We start from the raw sequence: 23410 nt of genomic DNA, 5'->3' as shown, positions 1-23410 counted from the left end.
CCCGGGACAGAAATTACTTTGTCACGCGTACCGCGTCGCCGGGTTTCACTTGCAGAATGCCCGTGCGAATCACGGAGTCCCCCACGGCCAGGCCGTCGGTAATCTGAATCACTTTGTCGGAGCGAATTCCGATTTTCACTTTCTTCGGTACCATCTTGCCTCCTTCTACGGTGTAGACGCTGTAGCCGCTGGCCTCGGGAATCACCGATTCGGTGGGCACCTGCAGGGCGTCGGTCGATTCCCCCAGTTGCAGGTTGACTTTCACGAAAGCGCCGGGCCGCAGCTCGTTGTTGGCATTGGCGTAGCGGGCCCGCACTGGTTGGGTGCGGCTCACGGGGTCAATCTGCGGGTCAATGGCGTACACCTTGGCTTCGTACTTTTTGTTGGTGCCTTCGTCCGTCACGGCTACCACGTCGCCTACGCGCACGTTGCTGGCAAAGCGGCCGGGCACGGCAAAGTCAATCTTGACCGGCCGCACCCGCGAGAGGGTCGTTATTTCGGCACCGGGGCTTACGTAGGTGCCCACTGTGGCCGTCGTCAGGCCCAGCACCCCATCAAAAGGCGCCCGCACGTAGGCTTTATCCAGAGAAGCCTGCAGGGCTTTCAGATCCGCCTGGGCCGTCAGCAGCTGGTTGTTGGCTTGCTCGTATTCCTGGGCGCTGATGTATTCTTTGTCGAGCAGGGTGCGCTGGCGCTTTTCCTGGTCGCGGAACAGCTGAATATTATACTGTTGCTTGCGAATGGCGGCCTGGGCCTCATCGGCGTTGATGCTGAACAGCAACTGACCTTTGCGCACGGGCTGGCCTTCCCGGATATTGAGGCTGGTGATTTTGCCCGACAGCTCACTCTTTATCACCACCGACTCGTCGGCCAGTACCGAGCCGGTCGCAGCTACTTCGTCGGAAAGATTGGTGGGCTTCACCACGTACACCTGCACCGGGAGCTTCTGCCCGCCGCCTTTGCCACCCGGCCCCCCGCCGGGGCCACCTTTGCCGCCGCCACCACTGCCTGCACCCCGGCCACCACCGCCTTTGGCGTCGGCATTGGGGGAAGGAAAGTATTTAATCTTAACAAATGCCAGGGCGGCAATGATGGCTATAGTTAATACAATCCACAACACCTTGCGCCCGGGGCGCGACTCCGTTTCTACCGTTTCTTGTTCGTATTGCATGTATAAGGGGATGTTTCCCAACTCAATCACCGCGGTCCACTTGCCAGACCGCTGACGTTCAACAACGACAGGCCCCCGGGAAGGGTTCGGCCGAATCGGCGGCTTTGGTTGCCACAGGGGGTAAGACACAAAAAAAGCCTGCTGGTTGCAGGCTTTTTTGAGTAGGGCAAGGCCCCTTACATAGCTTTGGCGTTGATGTAGTTCTTCGCCAGGTTGTTGAGCAGCGTGTCGGTGGCCTGTTCTTCCTGCAGCGTCTGGCGCAGCAACTCGGCCGCCTCCGTGTGGCCCAGGCGCAGGGCATAGTGGGCCGCCGTGCCGTAGCCGGCAATTTCGTAGTGCTCCACGCGCTGAGCCGAGGCAATCAGAGCCGCGTCTTTTACTTCGTCGGTAGCGTCTTCCGCAATGGTTTCCTTGCCCTCGGCTACCAGGCCCTGCATGGCTTTGCAGGTGTGGCCTTCCAAGTCGGCACCCAGGCCGCGGCCTATTTGCTCGAGGCGGGCAATCTGGTTTTTGGTTTCAATCAGGTGCTGGTCGAAGGCTTGCTGCAGGCGCGGGTCGCGGGCCTCTTTGGCCATATCGGGCAGGGCCTTGGTCAGCTGCGTTTCGGCGCTGTAAAGGTCTTTGAGTTGTTCCTGAAACAGGTCGTCGAGGCTTTTGAGTTTGTCAGACATAGCAAGTAGGAGTAGTGGAGGTTAGGGAAAGAATATTTCCTGCTAAGCAGCAGTACCTCCTCTACGCACTACAGCTCAGGAGGTTTGTAGGGCCAAGGCTAGTGTTGAGCTTCGGGCGGGGCGTATCCACGACCCCGTTTCCCCGTACTTTGCCGGTATGAAAACGCCGAAACAGCCCACCGACGCCCACCGAAATTTCTTCCGCGACGTGCACGACGTGGTCCGCCTGATTCCGCGCGGCCGCGTGACCACCTACGGAGCCATTGCCCACTACCTCGGGGCCCGGCACGGCGCCCGGATGGTGGGGTGGGCCATGATGGCGGCGCACCCCACCGTCGGCCCCGAGGCCATACCCGCCTACCGGGTTATCAACCGGTTAGGGCTGCTCACGGGCCGCCAGCATTTTGCCACGCCCACGGCCATGCAGGAGTTTTTGGAAGCCGAAGGCATACGCGTCGTCGACGACCAGGTACAGGATTTCAAAACCCTGTTCTGGGACCCAAGCGTGGAACTGGCCTAAAGGCAGATGCGTGACGCTACTTGCGGGGCCGAAACCTCTTCACGTAGAATATGCCCTCCTTGGTAAGCACCCTTCTAAAGGTTGGCACCTCATTCACGGCACTTGGAATAGCGCATTCCAGGTAGGTAGCTACCGCAAAGTCGGGAATGAAGCTGTAACAGGCCTGCTGAGCACCCTGCACGCATAAGGTAATCTTGTGGCGACGGTCACGCCAGCCCAGGGCCACGTAGCTGCTGGGGAGCAGGGTTGCCACTTCCTGATTGTCGATAACTACTTTCAGGGTTTGCGAAGGAACCGCATCGGGCCGGCGGTACAGATAAATAGCTGCCGTGTCGGCCTGGACAAAGCCTTGCGCATCGGTAGCTAAGGCCGGCGCACTGGCCACAACCCGGCCCGAAGCCAAGTGTACTTCGTAAGGGCGGGGCTGGCCCCCGGAAATAGCCCCGGCCAAGACACCGCCGGCAAGGCCGCCCAGCAAGGTTGCCGCCGCTACATCCGAGGAGTTGGCCGGGGTTATGCCCGTAAAGGTGTACCCACAACCCTGCGGCTGCAACTCAAAAAAGTCATTGCGGTGCAGGATATAAAGCTTTTCTCCGTCACAGAGGCCCCAGACATCCCGTACCGGCCGTTCGGGCTTCTCTGGACTCATATACAGATAGTTGGCATCGATACGGGCCGCTCCGTCCCACTGCTTGCCCGTACGCTTCCGATACGTAAGCACAAAGGGCTCCTGGTTGATGCTGGGCTGATTGGCCTGAAACTCGGCAAAGGTGCGGTAGATGCCGCGCCGCAACGGTTCCTGTTGAATAGGGTAGCGTACGGCGGCTATTCCTCCCGTGCCGTTGAGAACTTCTGGTTCGCTCAGCACTGGCCCTAGAGGGGCGGCATTCGCCGGCAGCGCCGCTAGTTTCAACAAGCTATTGCGCAGGGCCTGGGAAAGTAGAGGCGCCAGCTTGCCCGTTACATCCAAGCCCGTGCTTTCCAGCGTTTCGCCGTGCGTAGCCAGCACGGCGTAGCCCTGGTCGCGTTTTTCCAAAAAGTCTACGACCAGCTCCACGGTGCCAGTTTCGACGGATGGCCGGATGTCTTCTCCCAGGCTCAGAACATGCACCCGCATGCTTACTGGGCGCGCCGGTGCTGCGGGCTGAGTGGGCAGTATATGGCGCAGCAGCGTTTCTTCGAGCGGCTCGGCAAAGGTGGCCGACGTTAGCACATTGTCCAGCCCCTGATACACTGCGCCCAGCCGAGTACGGTCGGCGCGGGCATCTATTACCTGCACCACCCGATAACTGCCCGTTGGCTCCAGAGCAATAGCGTGCTTGCTTACGTCAACAATATAGGTTTGGGCGGCGGCCGGATAGGTCTTTAAAACTAAGAGCAGCAGGCCCGCAATAATGAACTTGTGCACAACAAACTGTAGAGAGGAATAAACGGGTAAGGCCCACTTGGAGCCTCACAAAGATAATCGAGGCAGAAGTGGCTTAGACTGGGAAAATACAAAACAAAACGCCGCGGAGCTTTCCGCGGCGTTTTTTAAACCAAGACAAAATAAGGGAACTGTTACAGCACTGCCATGCTCGAGCGAGTCGAGCTGCCCTGGCCTGCTGCCGATAGAATAGCGCCCCGTACTTCTTCCGGATTCGCGTTCTTGAGCAAATAGCCGTGGGCGCCTTCTGTATGCAGGCTGTCAATCAATTCGGGCTCATCATGCATGGAAATGATGACTACCCGTACCCGGGGATACTGAGCGCGCATCAGGCGCACCGTCTGCAGACCGTCAAGGGTGGGCATCTGCAAATCCATCAACACAACATCGGGTATGATCCCCTGGTCGAGGTGCTCTAGAAGCTCCTGACCGTCACCGGCTTCGAAAAGCACTTCCATATCCGGGAAGCCACTAATCAGGGCCCGCAGCCCTTTACGAAATAGAATATGGTCGTCGACGACGGCTAAGCGGATACTAGGTGTGCTCATATAGAGGTAGTTAGGGCGGGTTTCTGATCGGCCGGAAGATACGGAATAGGGAAGGAAATCCAAACTTTGCTGCCTGCCCCCGGGGCCGACTCATGGCGCAGGGTGCCGTGCAGTACCGCTACGCGGCTGCGCAAATTGGTAAGGCCAAGCCCTGAGCGGACGCCGGGCGCGGGCGGCAGGTCGCCGGCCGCGGGGTCAAAGCCAACCCCGTTGTCGCGGTATTGCAAGGAGAGGTAATCCGGCCCAAAATCCACACTTACCTCTATCGTGTCGGCGTGGGCGTGGCGCAGGCCGTTGCCCAGCAGCTCCTGCACTACTCGGAATACGATAAGCTCCCGTTTGGGGTCGAGGCGGCGGGGTTGGCCGCGTTGTTCAATGATAACGTGGGTAGGGCCATCGGCCGGGACGGTGCGCGCCAGGGCATCCAGGGCGAAGGGTAAGCCGAACTTCTGCAGAGCGGCCGGCAACAGGTTGCGGGAGATGCGGCGCACTTCGCCAATAGCTTGGTCGAGCAGGGCAGTTGCTTCTTCGGTCAAGTTTGGTTGCCCCAGGGTACTCAGGTGCAGTTTGGCAATGGCTAAAGTGGTGCCCACCCCATCGTGCAGATCAGCCGCAATCCGGCGGCGCTCATCTTCCTGCGCCAGCAAGGCTGCTTCCAAAGCCTGTTGCTGGGAGGCGTCGCGGACTTGCCGGAGCTGCTCCTGCTGGCGCAGTAGACGGCGCTGATAGCGTAGTACAAAGCCCACAATGCCCAGGGCTAGCAGCAGCAGCACCGGCGTAGCCAGCATAACCGGGAGCAGCCACGTATTCATGAGTGCGACCGGGAAGACTGGGCCCGACCAGCATACCAAAACGCTAGGGCAAACAGCAGATACTGAACCAAATTGACCATAGCATTAAGAGTATAAATCACTTGATGGCTCGCGTAATCAGCGGGGGCGGAAAGCTTGTTAACGAATACATACAGCAGTACCGTACCCGAAAAATACAAAACAACCGCGGAACTTACCAAAAAAAGTGGGTCTTGTTCTAAACGCGTAATGTGTAGCTCGTTGAGCAACTGCTCAAAATACAGCAAGGCTAATCCAATCAGCAGGGCACTCTGGGCTACATGGGTATAGGAGTTCACCTGCTGAAGACCCTCTAAGTAGAAGGTGTCGAGCAACGCAAAGACGGTGAAGCCCCCGGCCATAAATTTAATTAAGCGACGCACCGTGCGAGCCGACAAGGTGAGATAATAAATCCGGAAAAAGAACAGCGTCTGGACTAGCGTGAATACATGCCAAAGCGCGTAGTTCCACTGGGGCCGGTATAGTTCAACAAGGCTGGAGAGCAGCAAGGCTAGTTCCGTAAACACTAAGTAGCCCGTCATAAGCCGCATCGGGTTCGGGAGGCGAGGCCACCGCCAAAAGGCCAATCCCAGGGGAATCAGTACCATCAAGCTGGCTGTATGCTCCAAGTATTCGCAAAACGTGAGAAGCCACGAAGGAATCTGCATGCAAAGCGCGGCAAGGGTGTGAAATGGGATGGGAGTGAAGAGAGGAAATTACACAATCCCGAGTAGGATTGATATGATTGAGCTAAGAAAATTTGGTGCTAGTGGTAAAGCAGGTCCCAAAAATAGGGGCTTGAGAGTATCGTTGCCGGCTACGGTCCAGCTATTGGCTTACGGAAGAGATACACTCCGTCTGATGGTTGCCATTCCAAATAGCAATAGTTAGAAATACATTAAACACGATGAGTAGGATAAACTGAATCATATACATAGTCCAGATAAGGTCGGGCTGTGACTGCATCTGGCTTTCAAGTACAAAAACCATTAATGTACCCGCATAATATAAGATAGAGCCAACACTAACCATAAACATAGGGTCTTCTCCAAGGTCAATATTGCGTAGCTCGCGCAAGGTCTGCTCGAAATAAGCTACGGCGGCTCCAACTAATAAAAGGCTCTGGACAACATGAGTGTAAATATCCTGCCCAACGCCAAAATCATTTATGTAGAATGCTTCGATAAAGTAAGTAGCTAAAAAAATTAGTGCTCCTCCCGCTAAAACTTTGCGAGCAAAACTTGAATGAAAGGCATAGTGATAGGCCCATCCTAGGAATAAGGTTTCCCCAATGGTTGCCAGTTGTAGAAAGAAGATATTATTGTGTAAGATGTGTCTGCCTATCTCAGCTAGTAAGCCATTTAGCAAACAGCCCGGTACTATAGCAAACCAAACTAATGGACGATACACCGTCAGCAAGGATTTCCACCGCCATATGCCTACTACCAAAGGTATAAGATACGTAAGCAAAGCAACGTTGTTGAACTGGCGGGCAAAAGCCACAATTTGCTCGGTATCCATGGCAACAAAAAGAAACACAACGCCTGGGAGAGCGGTAAGAAACTGAGGCAATAGGGTGGGCCTGTCTGTTTACTGAAGCTACCCCTCGTCAGATTAAGAGGTTTACGCGCTTGGCGTTTTGCCCAGTTCGATATAAAGCGAGAGCTAGTAGAAAGTTGAATACAATAAGCAGAATGAATTGGATGCTGTACATTATCCAAACCTGGTCATATTGCTTTTGCGCATACATTGAATCCTCTAAAACATAGACCATCAGCGAGCCAGCAAAGTAAATTAGTACTCCTGTACTCACTAAAAACATCGGGTCATGATTGAGACGAATATTGCGTAGTTCTTGTAGCGTCTGCTCGAAATAAACCAGAGAGGCCCCACTAAGTAGGATACTTTGGGCTACTCGGGCATAAGTATTGGACGCGTATAGACCACGCAGAAAAATCACCTGAACAAGGGCTATTGCAATAAAGGCACCAATAGCCCAGCTGAAACGCCGTCGAATAATGGGTGACCGAAACGATAGGTAAAATGTCCAGCTTAGAAAAAATGTCTCGGTCCAGTTGGTTAGGTAAACGAATGCCAAATTGTTTTGCCAAACTATCCGGCATATTTCAGACAAAGTATTTAATAGGCTGCCCGCAATAAGCACGAACCATACTATTTTTTTATAGGCTGGGCTTAAGTAATGCCAACGCCAAATACCAACCGCTAACGGCACTAAATAGGTAAGCAGAGAAATTATGTTTAATTGCTTGCTTATTGCTATTAGGCCTTCTGTATCTGGCGCTGACATACTTCTTGGTTACTCGTTTAAAGGACTATCAGGGGCGCAGCAGGGGGGGCAGGAAGGGCCATTGGCCAACAACTTATTCTCGTACAAGTCGTTTTCATCGGCTTTCACGGCCGTTATTACGAAGCACGTATTTCCCGACTCATCCAAAGCATTGTAGATGCGAATCCCGACATACTCTGAGCCGGCATCATCTAAAACTTCCTTGAGCTTGTTTTTGCCAAAAAACTGACCTTTAAAAGTGGTGCCTTTTTCGTCGCGGTAGGCGCGGGTCATTGGTACGGCCGTACTCTGATAAATGATTTCGCCTTCGTCGCCGGTGAATGCCATACAATGGTGTTGTTAGGAGGTAAGTAAGAATTTGTTGAACAAAAAACGCTACTGCTGAACATTCAAATATAGGGCAAACCGTATTGGATGCAAGCAGCGAATCTTCTTTTACCTCGGGGCGAATTAGGGCTTAAAAGGGCAACTGGCCGGGCTGATGGTTGTTAGGACGCGGGCGAACTGGAGCCGGGGCAGGAATGGTAGGAGAAGCCGGCTCCTCGGGGTCAGAGTCTTCTTCATCTTCCGCTTCCAGGTTTTCAAATACTCGCTCAATGGCTGACTCAGCATTGCGCAGCTTTTGTTTGCACAAGCGAATCAATTCTGCGGAGCGTTGTACGCGGGACGTCAGGTCGTCGACGTCGACAGTATCGGTTTCCAGAGCCCGTAAAATAGTTTCGAGCTCTTCTATGGCTTGGCGGTAGGTAGTATCGTTGGTCATTGGTTGGACGCGGAACTGGCAGAAGCAGAAGAAAGAAGGGACGGGGCCAGATGCGGCGTGCGGTCCGTAATCTGGGCCGCCAACGTGAGTTGAGGCAATAAAAGGCGAACTTCATCCCCGGGCTGCAAGGTGGCGTCGGGCTGCTGATGATCCGTGATGAGTTGCACGTAGCCGTGGCGGGCCAGGGCACCGGCGTCGGGCAGGGGTGGGGTGCTGAGTTGAGTCAGCCGCAGCGTGGCCCGGTGTAGTAGGCGCTCGGCGGCTAGCTGCAGCTGATAGTGGCGTTTGAGCAGCTGCTCCCGGCGGCGGCGGTGCAGACGGCGAAAGCGTTGCGCCAGCTGCCGCCCAAACGTGCGCAGGCCCTGCTGCTGCTGGGACAGTGCGCGCCAGCTGGCCCGGTACAAAGCCTGGCGGTGGCGGCCCAGCTGCCGATGCTGCTGCTGCAACTGCTGAAGTGGCACGCGGGCGGCCACCCGAATGCGCTGGTACAGCTCGGTGCGGTGGTCGGCCAGTTGGTTCTGAGAGGCCCGCAGCACAAAGGTGCCCGCCTGGGTAAGTAAGTCCGCCGCGTCCTGCAGCTGCTGAGTAGCTACTTCCCGGATTCGCTCCCCGTAGCCGGAAAAAACAGCATCGAGCCGGGCCAGGCGCTCAGCCAGGAAAGCTGCTACGGCCGTGGGCGTTTTCAGGGCCAGGTGGGCGGCTAAGTCCAGCACGGCTTCGTCCCGTTCGTGGCCGATGCCAGTCAGGATCGGTAGGGGAAAGGCGCCGACGGCCGCGGCTAGTCCATAATCATCAAAGGCCAGCAGGTCCGTTTTGGCGCCGCCGCCCCGGATAATGATGACGGCATCGAGCGAAGCGCGGCGGGGGCGAATAGCATCCAGGGCGGCCAGGATGCTGGCCGGCGAATCGGTGCCTTGCATAACGGCCGGGAAAAGCGTCACGGTAAAGTCGAACGGCGACTCGCTCAGGTGCTGCACAAAATCCTGAAAACCGGCCGCTGTCGGCGACGAAACTACGGCTAGACGCTGCGGACCTAAAGCCAGCGGGAGCCTTTTCTGGCGTTCCAGCAAGCCCTTGGCTTCCAGCTTGCGCACCGTTTCCAGGCGCTGGCGGGCCAGGTCGCCCACCGTGTAGCTGGGGTCAATTGTCAGTACGTCGAGGCTCAGGCCGTACTGCTCGTGAAATTTGATTTGCACGCGCAGCATCACCTTCAGGCCGGGCCGCAGCTCTTGGCCGGTCTGCTCCAGGAAAGCCGGGGCCAGCTGCTGGAAACGCTGGCTCCAGATTGTGGCCCGGGCCTGGGCTTTGAGCTGCGCCCCCCGCCCAGTGACGTGCTGGTCGGTGAGGACCAGGTAGCAGTGGCCGCCGTCGTGCCGGGGCAAGGTGAGGTCGGCAATTTCGGCTACCACCCAGTACGAGTCGGCAAAGCGGGTTTCCACCGCCTGGCGCACGCGCACCAGCAGCTCGGCCAGGGGCAGCGGGGCCGGCGGCAGCGGCGCGTTCAGGCCAGGTTCCGGACGACGATTAAACAGCGGGGGCATAGGACGGCAAGGTACGAATTCGGAAAGCGCAAACGGTACGAGGCAGGACAACGGTTCCGCGCAGAATGCCTGGGCCTGGCTTTAACCTGGTATGCAACTCCGGTGGAAAAGTAATGTTGGCGGCCTCGTGGTAAAAAATGCCCGCCTGCAATCTGATAGGAAGCCTGGCGGCGGCTATCTGCTGCCGATGCAGCTTTTTTTTTACCTTTCTAACCAAAATTCCGCCTTCCCATAATTCTTTTCCTTCTTTCCGCATGAAAAACCGAAACCGCCTGACCCTGGCTGCTACGGCGGCCGCTGGTCTGGCTCTGGCCGGCTGCGCCGCCAGCAATACGCCGGCTGCCTCCACCACGCCCGCCGCCAGCACGACCACGGCTGCTACTACCTCCAGCCAAGAATCCGAAGTAAAAGGAGTCGGGCTGAACGTGGCTAACATCGACAAGTCGGTAGCGCCCTGCGACAACTTCTTTCAGTATGCTTCCGGCAACTGGCTGAAAAACAATCCGGTTCCGGAGTCGGAGTCCAGCTGGGGCAGCTTTAATGAGCTGATTGACAAAAACAGCGCTGTGCAGCGCCAGATTCTGGAGGAAGCCGCTGCCAACCGCAGCGCCGCCAAAGGCACCAATGCCCAGAAAGTAGGCGACTTCTACGCCTCGGCCATGGACTCGATGGCTATTGAAAAGGCCGGTATTGCGCCCCTGAAGCCCGAGTTGGCCCGCATCGACGCTATCAAGGATCTGAAGGGCCTGCAGGCTTCTCTGGGCCGCCAGCAGCTGATCGGCACCGGCTCGGTGTTCAACATGGGCGTGGGCCAGGATGAGAAAAACAGCACCCAGTACGCCGTGCTGCTCTACCAGGGTGGCCTGCGCCTGCCCGACCGTGACTATTACCTCAAGGACGACCCTCGGTCCAAAGCCATCCGCGACGCCTACGTGACCTACGTGACCAACACGTTTAAGCTCATGGGCGACAGCCCAGCCGCGGCGGCCAAGAATGCGGCGACCATTATGCGCCTGGAAACCCGGTTGGCCAAGGCCAGCAAAACCCGCGTCGACCTGCGCGACCCCTACGCCAACTACAACAAAATGACGGTGGCCGAGCTGCAGAAGCAGTTCCCCAACATCGGCTTTCCCACCTTGCTGGCCCAGCAGAATTTGTCGGCGGCCAAGTCCATCATTGTGGGCCAGCCCGCTTTCGTGAAGGAAGCCAATGCCATGATGAAGGCCGAGCCCATTAGCGACTGGAAAACCTACCTGCGCTGGCACTTGGTTAGCTCCGTGGCCAACGCCCTGCCCAAGGCGTACGTGGACGAAAGCTTTAAGTACACCCAGGCCCTGACCGGGGCCAAGAAAATGCAGCCGCGCTGGAAGCGCATGCTCCGCTCGACGGATGCTGCCCTGGGCGAAGCCTTCGGCCAGGTGTACGTAGACAAGGCCTTCACGCCCGAAGCCAAACAGAAGGCCCTGGAGCTGGTAAACAACCTCAAGGCCGCTTTTGCCGAGCACATTCAGAACAACGAGTGGATGAGCGCCCCTACCAAGGCGGAGGCCCTGAAAAAGCTCAATGCCTTCACCGTTAAAATCGGCTACCCCGATAAGTGGAAGGATTATTCGGCCCTGAATATTACCCGCGACTCCTACCTGCAGAACGTGCTGGCAGCCCGCATGTGGTCGGCCAACTTTGAGAACAGCAAGCTGGGCAAGCCGATTGACCGGAGTGAGTGGGGCATGACGCCGCCCACGGTAAATGCCTACTACAACCCGCCGATGAACGAAATTGTGTTCCCGGCCGGTATTCTGCAGCCGCCCTTCTACGACCCCAACGCCGATGACGCCGTCAACTACGGAGGAATCGGAGCCGTTATCGGCCACGAAATGACCCACGGCTTTGATGACCAGGGCCGGCAGTACGACTCGGAAGGCAACCTGCGCGACTGGTGGACCAAGGAAGATGCCGAAAAGTTTGACCAGCGGGCCGCTATGGTGGGCAGCCAGTTTGATGCCTTCACGCCCCTGGACTCGGTGCACGTGAACGGCAAGCTGACGATGGGTGAAAACCTGGCCGACCTGGGCGGGTTGAACATTGCCTACACCGCTTTGCAGAAAGCGTTAGCCGGCAAGCCCAAAACCAAGCTCGACGGCTTCACGCCCGAGCAGCGCTTCTTCCTGTCGTGGGCTCAGGTATGGCACGCCAACGCCCGGCCCGAATACCTGCGCCAGCAGGTCCTGACCGACCCGCACTCCCCGGCCCAGTTCCGGACTATCGGGCCGCTGCAGAACATGCCCCAGTTCTACGAGGCCTTTGGCTGTAAGGAAGACGCCAAAATGGTGCGCGTGCAAAACAAGCGCGCCAAAATCTGGTAGGCTGTCCGCATTGCTTCTTAGCAAAAAAGGCGTTCCGTGCGACACGGAACGCCTTTTTTGCGTTCTGGTCGGGCGTTGAGGCTTTCCCGGGGCTTGCGTTATCTTGCGGCATGCAAAACCGGCTGCCTTTCGTCTTTCTCAGTGCTCTGCTCCTGTGCGGAGCCTGCAACTCCTCCGAAACCAAGCCGCCGGCCGCCGAGCCGGTCGCAGCTACAGCACCCGCTGCCAGTGCCCCTACGGCGGTGCAGAGCCAGGTGGCCCGCCCGCAGGTGGGCGACGTGTACGTGGTGCAGTTTCAGCCCCAGGGCACGGCCGAAATGCGCTATTTTTTTTACCACCTCTACCGCGTCACGCCCGACAGCGCCTACCTGCACCCGGCCCGCAAAGAGGCCACCGACCCGGCCGCCGACCTGACTCAGCCCGATTTCCAGCCCTCTGCTACTACCATAGCCTACACCCGCGCCGAGCTGGTCGGCCTACTGAAGCTACAGCCCGGCGACGTGCTCAAAACCCAGCTGATTCAGGTGCGGCGCGCCAAGTAGCTACTTGGTGACTTCTATCTTGATGTGCACATCCTTTTTGGGCCACTTGTAGGGGTCTACGGGTTCGGCGGCAATTTTGTCGATTACCTCCAGGCCTTCTACTACCTCCCCAAATACGGTGTATTTGCCATCCAGGGACGGCACGCCACCCACGGTTTCGTACACGCGCTGCTGCTCGGCCGTGAGCTTGCGCCCCGCCATAGCCTGCGACTGGTAGGGCGTCATCTTTTCGCCCTGCACGAGGTAAAAGTCGACGTTGGAAGAGAGCTTGCCCGGATTTTGGTCATCGTCGTAGCGGGCCATGCCCAGGGCGCCGCGCTTGTGGAAGTGGGCTGGCCGGATTTCGGGGGGCAAGTGGTAGCGGGCCAAACCAATGGTGCGGTGCTCGGAGCGGCCACCCTGCACGGCAAACCCGTTGACGACGCGGTTAAAGACACTTTCGTCGAACACTCCCTTGCGAGCCAGCAGCAGGAAGTTGGCCTTATGAATCGGGGTGTCATCGTAGAGCTTCACCCGAATGTTGCCCAGGCGGGTCTTCACCACTACTTCCGAGCCCGGATACTCCCGCAGGTACTCCGTGAGGACGGCAGCCGCATTGCTGTCCCGCAGGCTGGTAAGGTCCGGGCCCGGCACGGGTGGGGGAGTAGGCTTAGCTGGGGCCGTAGTTTCGGGGGGCGGCGTTTGGTTGCAGCCGGCCAGCCAGAGGCTAGTAGCCAGCAGCGCGGCCCTCGAGAAGGGGGAAAAAGCAAAGATGGAGCGCAAAGAAGCCATGGGGCAGAAAGCAGGGCGGAAGTAGCCAGCCGGGCTGGCATAAAAAAAGTTGCTGCCTTCTACTACGAAGGCAGCAACTCAAAAGTATAGCGTCGGCGGCATATGCCCAGGGGCTTCAGCGCGTAGAAGCCAGTCGGGGCAGGTAATTGGGCAAGCTGAAAGAGGTAATACGCCTAGTTCCAGCCGTCATTTTCCTTCTTGTCCTCTTTCTTTTTCTTCTCCTTGCGCTTGGTGCTGCCCTCGTCCGACTTGGTTTTGACTTTCACCTTTTCCGGGGCCGCGGCACCAGTCGTGGCCGCGGCTCCAGTGGCCGGGGCTACGGGAGCGGCCGGGGCAGGCGTTTCGACGGGTGGGGGAGCCATATCCTGGGCCGAATTGATCTGGTCGGGCCGTTCCACTGCTTTTTCCTTGTGCAAAGCCAGCAACAGGTCCTGCGTTACCAGTTCACCCTTGTCCCAGGCCTTGAGCTCCAGGGCCAGCTTTTCTTTCTCCTCCTTGCTGGGCTTGTTGCCGAGCAGCGCCTCCAGGTCGGGTTTGCCCGCGTCCTGCCAGGCCGACAGCCACATCGACGCTACCATGGTGGGGGCCTGCTTGAGGCGGTAGGCCACCTGGCCGCCTACTTCCTTGTAGTAGGCATCGGCAAAAGCATCGGAATAGGCCCGGCGGGTTTTGCCGTACTTGTGCGAGAAGGTGTACTTGGTTTCGTTGGTGAACGTGCGGGTTACTTTTTCCTCCTTATCGAAGGTGTCGCCCAGAAAGCCGTAGGACTGCTGCACGGCCATCCAGATATCCTTCAGCGGATCTTTCAGATACTCCGCTTTTTCGCTGTCAAGCTTCCATTCGGTGAGGTGGCGCTCCGGCAGCTTCGACTCCCACAGGCTGTGCAGGCCGTGCTGGTTGGTTAGCTGCCCGTCGTAGTTCACGGTGGTGTGCAGCGGCACGTAGGCATCGGCTACATAGTGGCCCAGCTCGGCCGACAGGCGCACGATGGCTACCGAGTCGCGCTGGCGGAAAGCTTCGGTGAGGGCTTCCTTGGTTTCGATGACAATCCAGGGCACTGTGCCGTACTTGCGCAGGGTATCGGCCGAGTATTTGGCCACGGCTTTTTCCCAGAGCTTGGGCATGGCGCCGAAGGGGTCGTCGCCATAGTGGTCCATGTCGATGTAGTGCTTGGGCGCTTCTTTGGGGTCGTCTTCCCGGCGCTCATCCGGAGCCGTCGACAGGCGCACAATTTCACCCAGGTGCCGGTAGTAAAATCCCTGCATAGCCTTGGGCAGGGTGTACACCGCAATCTGGTTGATGGTACGATGACCTAGAAAACCCCAGCCCGATGACAAAAACGGGCATAGCAGCACAACAGCCAGCGTCAGTAAATACTTTTTCATAGGAGAAAATAAGACCCGAATGGTAGGCTCCGCGAAGTTCGGGATTTTGGATTAATAAAGTATTAGCCATTTTGCTACTCGCGGAGTTTGTGGCAAAATTGACCGGGCTGCTCCTGCTTCCCGACGGGCTATTGGCGGAATAGTGATACACTGCGCAGGAATAGGTCCGGGGGCAATTGCCTGCCCGAATCTTCACCAACTACTCAGCGCATGACGCTTATATCGAAAAAGAAAATTAGCTACCCCATCGGCCAGGAGCTGCGCGCCTACCTGCACGACTACGACCGGGAAACCAAGCTGCCCGTTACTTACCGCGACTTGCTGCGCTACAGCGGCTCGTTTCCGCTAATGGACCGCAACGGCCGCGACACGCTCTGGCAGACGGTATTTTACGAGCCCAGTACGCTGGTGGAACTCTCGGCGGGCCTGGCCGAAGTATACGCCCTGCTGCGCACCGATGGCGACCTGTCGTTCACCGACCACCTGCTTGCCGACCGTATCGACTATTGTCAGTTCGGCAACAGCAACCCGTTTCGGGTGCGTATTGTCAACCAGCTCAACGACAACTACGACTATTTCTACGTGAAGCGGGCCGATGCCTCGCGTGTGTACGGCCTGGAACTGGAGCACCTGCTCTCGCCCAATCGTATTAATTACCTCGTCTGTGGCGACTCGCTGATTGAGGAACACATTGCCGGCATTCCCGGCGACGACTTCATCCGCGACCATCTCAAACGGCCCCACCTCAACCAAGTCCGGATTGCCAAGGAGTTCGTCAAGTTTAACGAGCGGTGCTTTGCCCGCCTGCTCGGCGATATGCGGGCCTATAACTACGTCATCATTGCCACTCCCGACTTCGAGGACGAGCAGTACCGCGTGCGGGCCATCGACTTCGACCAGCAGAGCTACGAGGGCAAGAAAACCATGTACCTGCCCCAGTTTTTCAAGGACAACCGCAAGGTGGTACAGATGTGCAGCCAGCTACTGACCTCCGAAACGATTCTGCAGTATCAGGCCGAAGAACGCACCCTCATAGCGAGGCGCGTGCGCCTGGAACGCTACCGGCTCAAGAACCTGATGGATGTGATGCGGCGCGACGAGACGTCAACACCCGAAAAAACGGCCCAGCTTAAGGAGCAACTCAACCTACACTACGGCACCGATGCCTTCGACCGGTGCCGCAGCATGGGCGACGTGGTGCACCAGAACCTGAAGATGATGCTGTTGGCCCGCCCGCGCCCCGATTAATCGGTTTAATCGGTCAATTTCTCCTGGTCGGGCGGGAAGCGGTCCAGGAGTTCGTTGAGCTTGCGGTACACAAAATCGACGGCCTGCTGGCGCACGCTCTGGCAGTCGCCCTGGAACACTTCCCGGTGCTCTTCGGCGCGGTTCTGATACAGGAAGGTGAAAAACAGCGTGCCGGCCGGCTTCTCATCGGTTTCGGAGCCCCCGGCCGCGCACAGGCCCGTAACGGCCACGCACACATCGGCCCCAATCTTCTTGTGTAGCCCCATCACCATTTCATTAGTTACCTGCTGCGACTCGGCTGTGTACACGTCCAAGGTTTGTTTGCTGACCCCCAGTAGCTTGCGCTTGGCTTCCGGGTGGTACGTGACGATAGAGCCCAGCAGGACGCTGCTGGCGCCCTGCGCTTCTACCAGGCCCGAGGGCAGCAGGCCCGCCGTGCAGCTTTCGGCAAAAGCCAGGGTAAGCTTGTACTGAATAAAGCGTTTTACGAGGGCGGATATTTCAGCTGATTTCATGGGTGATAGGGAAGCCGTACAGGCTTCTATACTGCCGTCTGAACATTAAGTTAGCCCAATCAGGCGAAGCTCAACTGTAGGAATAATGCAAATTGCTGTTGGTTAATTTATTACTGCCGACTTGTATTGCGTGGCCCGGCAAGGCCAGCTCTAGGGGCATTCTCTTAGCGGCTCGTTCGGAATCAACCAAAGAAAGAGCGGCAGCCAGAATAGGGTGTAGGTAACTTGCTGGATTTTATAAATAAAATCCAGTGTATCGGGAGGATATTATATAGTACTGTTTTATTTTAGCATATTTACAAGTTGTTGCAAGCTTGTTTTACTGCTTACTACGTTCCCGTAGGCTTCTTGCTGTCAACGCCGGCTTAAGTTCACATTTACTCTGTAACTACTTTTTCACTGCTAATTCTTTATATGAAAACATTTTTACGGCGCAACCACCTTACGCTGTGGCTCACAATGGGTCTGGGTTCCTTGCTCGGCAGCAGCACGGCCCTGGCTCAAACAACCCTTATCAACGAAACCTTTGAAGCTGGCACCTTTGGCGCCTTCACCGCTGTCAATGGTTCGGCCACAAACCAGTGGGTAGTGGGCAACGCGGCTGGCAATGGCTCCTCGGCGGGCACTCAGGCAGCCTATATTTCCAACAATGGCAGCGCCTATACCTATACGGTCACCGGAGCGGCTAGCGCAGTTCACCTCTACCGCGACGTGACCTTCCCGGCGGGGCAAACCGCTATTCTGCTCTCGTTTGACTGGAAAGCGCAGGGCGAGGCTGATGAAGACGACCTGCGCGTGTTTCTGGTACCGACGACCACCACTCCAACGGCCGGGTCTCAACTATCGGCTACTCCATTAGCTACCTATGGCCTCAAAGACGGCTTCCTGCGCACAACGCTAGTCGTTCCGGCCTCGGCAGCCGGTACCACGCAACGACTGGTTTTTTCGTGGCGGAAGGACACCAACGGCGGCGTTCAGCCCCCCGCCGCCATTGACAACGTCCTGCTGACCAGCAAGGTGGCCGCCACCCTGTGCGGTATTAAAACCGTGGGCCCTGATGCCGGCACGACGTACAAAACGCTAGGGGAGGCCCTAAACGACGTCAACGTGAGTGGGCTCTGTGGCCCGCTTACTCTGGAGCTGCAAAGCAACTACCTCAGCTCGGCCGAAGCATTTACGCCCACCTACACCTACGCGGGCGGCTCGGCCACGAACACCGTTACGGTGCGGCCCGCCGCCGGCGCCACCGGGCTCAGCCTGAGCGGCAGCGCTTTGCAAACCCTGAACATCTACGGCGGCAAATATCTGGTGCTCGACGGCCGGCCCGGCGGCTCAGGAGCTAGCGTTTCGGGCGCCGCTACGGCCGCCGACCTGACTGTTGCCAATACCAACACCAGCGGGGTTGTGCTGCAATTTGCCAACAACGCCAGCTTCAACACGATTCAGCACTGCCAGATTCAGGGCGTAAGCACGGCCACCACCCTGGCCAACGTGCAGTTCTCTAACCTAGGCGCCACCACGACCGGCAACAGCGACAATACCATTCACTACAATGCCATCGGCAGTGGGGCCACCACCCCGGCAGTGCTGGTGTATTCGGGTAGCTCGACCAACAGCCGGAATACGATCAGCAACAACAGCCTGCTGAATTTCTACAGCACCGGCGACGCGTACGGGCTGTTGCTCGCCAGCGCCGGCAACGGCTGGACTATCAGCGGCAACAGCCTCTACCAAACCACTAGCCGGGCCGCAGTAACCGGCACGATGTACGGCATCTTCGTCGGCGACGGAAATGGCCACTCGATAACCAACAACTTTATCGGAGGCACGGCCCCTGGGGCTACCGGCACTGCCCTAACCATAACCGGAGCAGCGGCTTACCGGTTTTCGGGTATTCACCTAACGCCCGTTGCGGGTACGCCCACCAGTGTGCAGGGCAATACGGTAGCCAACATCAACTGGGCTACCAGCAGCAGCGCCGCAACTACCTACGGCGTTTGGAGCGGCATCTACAGCGCGGGCAGTGGCTCCACGATTGCCATTGGCACCACTACCGGCAACACGATTGGGAGCAGCAGCGGCCCGATTGTAGTGGCTACCAGCACTACGGGCGCCAACGTTTTCGGTATTTCGTTAGGAAACAGTGCCGCCGCTACCCTGGCCAAAAACACCATCAGCAGCCTCAGCATCAGCGGAACCACGGCCGCTACGCTCAACGGTATTGTGGCCGCGGCCGGCACCAGCAACAGCATCACCCAGAACAAGGTGTATAACCTGAGCGTGAGTGCGGGCGGGGCTAGCCAGGTACTAGGCATCCGGCTAACCGGCGGCACTACCAACACGTTGAGCAACAATTTAATTGGCGACTTGCGCGCCCCCGCTTCTACCAGCCTGACGGCCCTGGCCGGTATCCAGCTGGAAGCCGGTAACAACAGCCTCTACTACAATACTGTGTATCTGGCCGGGACTAGTTCGGGGGCGACGTTCGGTACGTCGGGCATTTACCTGAACACGGCGCAAAGCACGAGCACGCTCAATGCCCGCAACAATATCGTGGTCAACAAGTCGACGGCTACGGGCACGGGCGGGTATACGGCCGCGCTGCGCCGGATTTCGGGTACCAACGGCACGGCCCCGGCCAACCTAGCAGCCGAAACGAACAACAACCTGTATTACGCCGGTACGCCTTCGGCCCGCAACCTGATTTATGTGGAAGGCACGACGACGGCTACCAATGCCCAGCAAACCCTGGCGGGCTACAAAGCCTTGGTAGCGGCCCGGGAAAGTAATTCGGTTACCGAAGACGTAGCCTTTGTGAGTACCAGCGGCGCCAATGCCGGTTTTCTGCACGTAAGCCCACTCCAAACTTCCCTGGCCGAAAACGGGGGCACGCCCATCAGCGGCCTCACCACCGATTTCGACGGCGACACCCGCAATGCTTCAACTCCCGATATCGGGGCCGATGAGTTTGTGACCGTGCCCGTCATTACGGGGCTAGTGCCCGCCCGCAATGCCATCAACGTGCCGGTAAATACAAATGTAAGCGTCACGTTTGCCCAGACGGTAACGGCCGCTACGGCTTCGGGCGCTCAGCTGCGCACCTTCAGCGCCCAGCGCGGCGGCTTGCTGGCCGGAGCCTACAGCGGCGTTGGTACCACCACGGCTACGTTCAACCCGACAACCGATCTGAAACCGGGTGAAACGGTATTTACCACTAGCCGGGCTCAGGGCCAGAACGTGGAAGGCGCCCCGATTTTCCGCTCCCAGGTGTACCAGTTTACGGCCGCGGCGGCCGGTACGGGCACGGGTGGCTACGGCTCGGGCAGCGAAGTACCCGTCGGAACGCGCCCCTACCACATTGCCGCGGCCGACGTGGACGGCGACGGCGACTTGGATTTGCTGACGGCCAATCAGAACTCGAACACGGTTTCGGTGCGGTTGAATGACGGCTCGGGCGCCTTCACGGCGGGCTCGTCGGAAGTAGCCGTAACCACGCAGCCCCTGGGCTTGGCCGTGGGCGACGTAGACGGGGATGGTGACCTGGACATTCTGGCCAATAGCTACGACGCGGGCATCGTGTCGGTGCGCCTCAACAACGGCAGTGGCAGCTTCACGGCCGGTAGCTCGGAAGTAACCACGGGCGCCGCCGGGGGCTGCGTTATCCTGGCCGACCTCGATGGGGACGGCGACCTGGACCTGGCCACGGCCAACTATATTAACGGGGCGGGCAATTCCTTGTCAGTTCGCTTTAACAATGGCCTGGGTACTTTCAGCGGCGGCAGCGAAATAAGCGTGGGCAATGCCCCCCTACAGGTGGTAGCCGGCGACATCGACAACGACGGCGACCTGGATTTGCTTTCCGCTAACGTGGTCGGCAACTCGGTATCGGTGCGGCTGAATAATGGCAGCGGGTCCTTCACCAATGGCCAAACGCTGGCCGTAGGCAGCAGCCCCTTGTCGGTGGCCCTGGGCGACCTGGATGGCAACGGTACGCTCGACCTGCTGGCCACTAGCGCCGGGGCCAACAACCTCTCCGAGTTTCGCAACATCGGCGGCACGTTTGGCCTTACCACCACCGTAGCAGCCAATGCCGACCCGGAATTTGTCCTGACCGCCGACGTGGATGCCGACGGCGACCTGGACGTGCTGATTGCTAACTGGCAGGCCGGCACTGTGACGGTCCGCTACAACAACGGCAATGGCTTCTTCTTCGGCAACCGCGTGTTTGCCGTTGGTATGGGTCCCGAAACCATTGTGGCCGCTGACCTAGACAACGACGGCGACCTGGACATTATGACCGGCAACTATGGCTTGGGTACTACTGCGCCCAACAACACGGTGTCGGTACGCTTAAACGTGCCGGCCGGGCCGCTGCCGGTAGAGTTGGTTGAGTTTACGGCCCGGGCCCAGGGTAATGCGGTACAGCTGCGCTGGGCTACGGCCACGGAGAAAAACAACGACTACTTTGCCGTGGAGCGTTCTACCGATGCCAAGACCTTTACAACCGTTGGCACCGTGCCCGGCCACGGTACTTCCAGCACCGGCCACCGCTACACCCTGACGGACACTCGTTTGCCCGTAGGCGTCACTAAACTGTATTACCGCCTGCGCCAAGTAGATACCGATGCTTCCACGAGCACGTCGCCCGTGCAGGTGGTTGCGGTAAGTACCGATGATGCCACCGCCTTCCAGGTGCACCCCACTACCGTAACCGACGGCTACCTGCGCTACTCCTGCACCGGGGCGGCCCCGGCTGGCGCAGCAGTCAGCGTGTATACCCTAACCGGCCAGCAGGTGCTACGCCAGCGGGTAGGGGAGGCAAGTGAAGGCGCTATTCCAGTAGCCGGCTTGCAGCCTGGCTGGTACGTAGTGCGCTACACCACCGCCACCGCTACGTATACCAGCCGCTTTTCAGTCCAGCAGTAGACCGAGCTTGAGTTAACCCAAAAAAGCCGGCCCGAGTACTCGGGCCGGCTTTTTTGGGTTAACTCAGTACCGTACTACTCCTGCCGATACACCACGCCCTGCTTCATCACAAAGCGTACCTGCTGCATGGCCCGGATGTCCTGGGTTGGGTCGCCGTCCACGGCTACTACATCGGCCAGCTTGCCGGCTTCCAGGGTGCCGAGGTTATCGGTTTGCCCCAGCAGCTCGGCTGCCGAAACCGTCGCCGACCGCAGGGCTTCGTAGGCGGGCATCCCGGCCTCTACCATGTACTGAAACTCCAGGGCATTCACGCCGTGGCGGTACACGGAGGCATCCGTGCCAAAGGCAATTTTAACCCCGGCTTTGTAGGCCTTGCCAAAGGTGGTCTGCAGCTTGGGGCCAATGGCCAGGGCCTTGGGCGTCACCAGCGGCGGGTAGTAGTTCGGAATTTTAGCCGAGTCGGCCACCGACTTACCCGCCGTGATGGTGGGCACGTACCAGGTGCCAAATTTCTTCATCAGCTTCATGGTTTCGTCGTCCATCAGCGTGCCGTGCTCAATGCTGTTGACCCCACTGCGAATGGCGCGTTTCATACCCTCGGCCCCGTGGGCGTGGCAGGCCACCTGCAGGCCCAGGTCACGGGCCGTTTCCACTACGGCTTTGATTTCTTCCTCCGTCATCTGGGCGCTGCTGCCATCTTTTGCTACACTAAGCACCCCGCCCGTCGAGGCAATTTTAATCAGGTCGGAGCCCCGCTTGTACTGCTCGCGCACGGCCTGCCGGCACTGGTCGGGCCCGTTGGCCACGCCATCAGTGGGGCCGGGCATGCCCATCAGGTCCTGGCGGTAGCCATTGGTAGGGTCCATGTGGCCGCCCGTGCCCGATATAGCTTTGCCCGCCGTGAAAATGCGGGGCCCCACTACCTGCCCACGGTTGACGGCGTTGCGTAGGGCCACGTTTACTCCCGAGCCGCCTAGGTCGCGCACGGTAGTAAAGCCCGCCAGCAGCGTTTTGCGGGCGTGGGCGAGGGAGCCAAAGGCCACGTCAGCGGGGTTTTCAGTTAGCTCCTTAAGAAAGCCGTCCTTGCTGGTTTCGCCTTCCAGATGCACGTGGCAATCAATCAGGCCGGGAAGTACCGTCTTGCTTTTCAGGTCAATCACCTTGTCGGTGCCGCTGCCGCTGGTGTAGCCTTTTTGTACGGCCACCACGCGGCCCTGCTCTACGATTACCGTCATTTCAGTTTGCACCGGGTTTTTAGAGGCCCGCATATCCAGTAGGCGGCCGCAGTGCAGGTAGGTTTTCTGGGCCCAGGCAGAAGCCAAGGGTAAGGTAGAGAAGGCAAGAAGCAGCGCTGTGCGTCGACGTGAGAGCATGGTGGCAAGGGCAGGAAGTGGGAGTAAAAGCCCCAAGGTACAACATAGATAAACGCTGCATGCCGCCTAAATCGGCCGGAATACGTACCTTACTGCCGGTCCTGTTTTCTGGGGCTGTATCCCTAATTTCCTACTCTTTCCCTCCGTTCATGGCTACGCACGAAGAATTTGAAGCCGCCGCCCAGCGCGCCCAGCAACTGCCCACCAAGCCCAACAACATGGTGCTGCTCCAACTCTACGCTCTCTACAAGCAAGCCTCGGAAGGCGACGTATCCGGTGACCGGCCCGGCGGCTTCGATTTCAAAGGCATTGCCAAATACGATGCCTGGGCCAGCCTCAGCGGCAAGAGCAAAGACGCCGCCCGCCAAGAGTATGTCGACTTGGTAACTTCGCTGTTTCAAAGAGCATAGCTACCTGGCCGTCCGTTCTCGGCACAGTACGGCACGCTCTATTACCAGAAAGCCCCTGCTTACTACGCGGTAAGCAGGGGCTTTCTGGTAATAGAGCGT

21 protein-coding genes are annotated in these 23410 nt (G+C 58.3%); 6 read left to right on the top strand and 15 right to left on the bottom strand.

What is annotated here, in order from left to right; translation table 11 throughout:
- Nucleotides 1-13: 13 nt before the first annotated feature.
- Nucleotides 14-1171: an efflux RND transporter periplasmic adaptor subunit gene (locus tag E5K02_RS09520; protein WP_135394357.1), complete on the bottom strand. Its 1158-nt coding sequence runs from the start codon at nucleotides 1169-1171 to the stop codon at nucleotides 14-16.
- A 176-nt stretch (nucleotides 1172-1347) separates the two neighbouring features.
- The gene (locus tag E5K02_RS09515; protein WP_135394355.1) at nucleotides 1348-1842 is read right to left on the bottom strand and encodes a YciE/YciF ferroxidase family protein; all 495 of its coding nucleotides are present in this window, start codon (nucleotides 1840-1842) and stop codon (nucleotides 1348-1350) included.
- Between the two features lie 157 nt (nucleotides 1843-1999).
- On the opposite strand from E5K02_RS09515, the gene E5K02_RS09510 reads away from it, so the two are divergent.
- The gene (locus E5K02_RS09510; RefSeq protein WP_135394353.1) at nucleotides 2000-2362 is read left to right on the top strand and encodes an MGMT family protein; all 363 of its coding nucleotides are present in this window, start codon (nucleotides 2000-2002) and stop codon (nucleotides 2360-2362) included.
- Between the two features lie 16 nt (nucleotides 2363-2378).
- On the opposite strand, the gene E5K02_RS09505 is transcribed toward E5K02_RS09510, so the two are convergent.
- From E5K02_RS09505 to xseA, 9 genes are all read right to left on the bottom strand, one after another.
- Nucleotides 2379-3770 carry a hypothetical protein gene (locus tag E5K02_RS09505; RefSeq protein ID WP_135394351.1) on the bottom strand — a complete coding sequence of 464 codons (1392 nt, stop codon included), beginning with the start codon at nucleotides 3768-3770 and terminating at the stop codon, nucleotides 2379-2381.
- Nucleotides 3771-3922: 152 nt separating this feature from the next.
- A complete protein-coding gene (locus E5K02_RS09500; RefSeq protein WP_135394349.1) occupies nucleotides 3923-4336 on the bottom strand; it encodes a response regulator in 414 nt (137 codons plus the stop codon).
- Entirely contained in the window at nucleotides 4333-5148 is an 816-nt protein-coding gene (locus E5K02_RS09495) for a sensor histidine kinase (RefSeq protein WP_135394347.1), read from the bottom strand. The genes E5K02_RS09500 and E5K02_RS09495 overlap by 4 nt, the downstream gene beginning before the upstream one ends.
- Entirely contained in the window at nucleotides 5145-5708 is a 564-nt protein-coding gene (locus tag E5K02_RS09490) for a hypothetical protein (RefSeq protein ID WP_167856336.1), read from the bottom strand. The genes E5K02_RS09495 and E5K02_RS09490 overlap by 4 nt, the downstream gene beginning before the upstream one ends.
- A 286-nt stretch (nucleotides 5709-5994) precedes the next feature.
- The gene (locus E5K02_RS09485) at nucleotides 5995-6687 is read right to left on the bottom strand and encodes a hypothetical protein (RefSeq protein ID WP_135394343.1); all 693 of its coding nucleotides are present in this window, start codon (nucleotides 6685-6687) and stop codon (nucleotides 5995-5997) included.
- An 88-nt stretch (nucleotides 6688-6775) separates the two neighbouring features.
- Nucleotides 6776-7474 carry a hypothetical protein gene (locus E5K02_RS09480; protein WP_135394341.1) on the bottom strand — a complete coding sequence of 233 codons (699 nt, stop codon included), beginning with the start codon at nucleotides 7472-7474 and terminating at the stop codon, nucleotides 6776-6778.
- A 9-nt stretch (nucleotides 7475-7483) separates the two neighbouring features.
- On the bottom strand, nucleotides 7484-7801 hold the full coding sequence (locus tag E5K02_RS09475; protein WP_135394339.1) for a hypothetical protein: 318 nt from the start codon (nucleotides 7799-7801) through the stop codon (nucleotides 7484-7486).
- 130 nt (nucleotides 7802-7931) lie between these two features.
- On the bottom strand, nucleotides 7932-8237 hold the full coding sequence (gene xseB, locus E5K02_RS09470; RefSeq protein ID WP_135394337.1) for an exodeoxyribonuclease VII small subunit: 306 nt from the start codon (nucleotides 8235-8237) through the stop codon (nucleotides 7932-7934).
- Nucleotides 8234-9778 carry an exodeoxyribonuclease VII large subunit gene (gene xseA, locus E5K02_RS09465; protein ID WP_135394335.1) on the bottom strand — a complete coding sequence of 515 codons (1545 nt, stop codon included), beginning with the start codon at nucleotides 9776-9778 and terminating at the stop codon, nucleotides 8234-8236. The genes xseB and xseA overlap by 4 nt, the downstream gene beginning before the upstream one ends.
- Nucleotides 9779-10032: 254 nt before the next feature.
- On the opposite strand from xseA, the gene E5K02_RS09460 reads away from it, so the two are divergent.
- Together E5K02_RS09460 and E5K02_RS09455 are read left to right on the top strand one after the other, a co-directional pair.
- Nucleotides 10033-12141, top strand: coding sequence for a M13 family metallopeptidase (locus tag E5K02_RS09460; RefSeq protein WP_135394333.1), 2109 nt, complete (start codon nucleotides 10033-10035; stop codon nucleotides 12139-12141).
- Nucleotides 12142-12251: 110 nt separating this feature from the next.
- The gene (locus tag E5K02_RS09455) at nucleotides 12252-12683 is read left to right on the top strand and encodes a hypothetical protein (RefSeq protein WP_135394331.1); all 432 of its coding nucleotides are present in this window, start codon (nucleotides 12252-12254) and stop codon (nucleotides 12681-12683) included.
- Here E5K02_RS09455 and E5K02_RS09450 read toward each other — a convergent pair whose 3' ends face one another.
- Both E5K02_RS09450 and E5K02_RS09445 read right to left on the bottom strand, forming a co-directional pair.
- Nucleotides 12684-13454, bottom strand: coding sequence for a peptidylprolyl isomerase (locus E5K02_RS09450; protein ID WP_135394329.1), 771 nt, complete (start codon nucleotides 13452-13454; stop codon nucleotides 12684-12686).
- Between the two features lie 173 nt (nucleotides 13455-13627).
- Nucleotides 13628-14839, bottom strand: coding sequence for a zinc dependent phospholipase C family protein (locus E5K02_RS09445; RefSeq protein WP_135394327.1), 1212 nt, complete (start codon nucleotides 14837-14839; stop codon nucleotides 13628-13630).
- 210 nt (nucleotides 14840-15049) lie between these two features.
- Between E5K02_RS09445 and E5K02_RS09440 the strand changes: the two genes are divergently transcribed.
- The gene (locus E5K02_RS09440; protein ID WP_135394325.1) at nucleotides 15050-16087 is read left to right on the top strand and encodes a hypothetical protein; all 1038 of its coding nucleotides are present in this window, start codon (nucleotides 15050-15052) and stop codon (nucleotides 16085-16087) included.
- A gap of 5 nt (nucleotides 16088-16092) precedes the next feature.
- On the opposite strand, the gene E5K02_RS09435 is transcribed toward E5K02_RS09440, so the two are convergent.
- A complete protein-coding gene (locus E5K02_RS09435) occupies nucleotides 16093-16602 on the bottom strand; it encodes a CinA family protein (protein WP_135394323.1) in 510 nt (169 codons plus the stop codon).
- Between the two features lie 414 nt (nucleotides 16603-17016).
- Between E5K02_RS09435 and E5K02_RS09430 the strand changes: the two genes are divergently transcribed.
- Nucleotides 17017-21528 (top strand): beta strand repeat-containing protein, encoded by a 4512-nt coding sequence (locus E5K02_RS09430; protein ID WP_135394321.1) that lies wholly within the window; start codon nucleotides 17017-17019, stop codon nucleotides 21526-21528.
- A 74-nt stretch (nucleotides 21529-21602) separates the two neighbouring features.
- Here the strand turns inward: E5K02_RS09430 and E5K02_RS09425 are convergent, their stop codons facing one another.
- The gene (locus E5K02_RS09425) at nucleotides 21603-22901 is read right to left on the bottom strand and encodes a metal-dependent hydrolase family protein (protein ID WP_135394319.1); all 1299 of its coding nucleotides are present in this window, start codon (nucleotides 22899-22901) and stop codon (nucleotides 21603-21605) included.
- A 149-nt stretch (nucleotides 22902-23050) separates the two neighbouring features.
- Between E5K02_RS09425 and E5K02_RS09420 the strand changes: the two genes are divergently transcribed.
- Nucleotides 23051-23311, top strand: coding sequence for an acyl-CoA-binding protein (locus E5K02_RS09420; protein ID WP_135394317.1), 261 nt, complete (start codon nucleotides 23051-23053; stop codon nucleotides 23309-23311).
- Nucleotides 23312-23410 lie beyond the last annotated feature (99 nt).

Source organism: Hymenobacter metallicola, assembly GCF_004745645.1.
GTDB classification, from domain to species: domain Bacteria; phylum Bacteroidota; class Bacteroidia; order Cytophagales; family Hymenobacteraceae; genus Hymenobacter; species Hymenobacter metallicola.
Note: the sequence above shows the minus strand (reverse complement) of the source record. Positions and strands in the feature narration are given on the sequence as shown.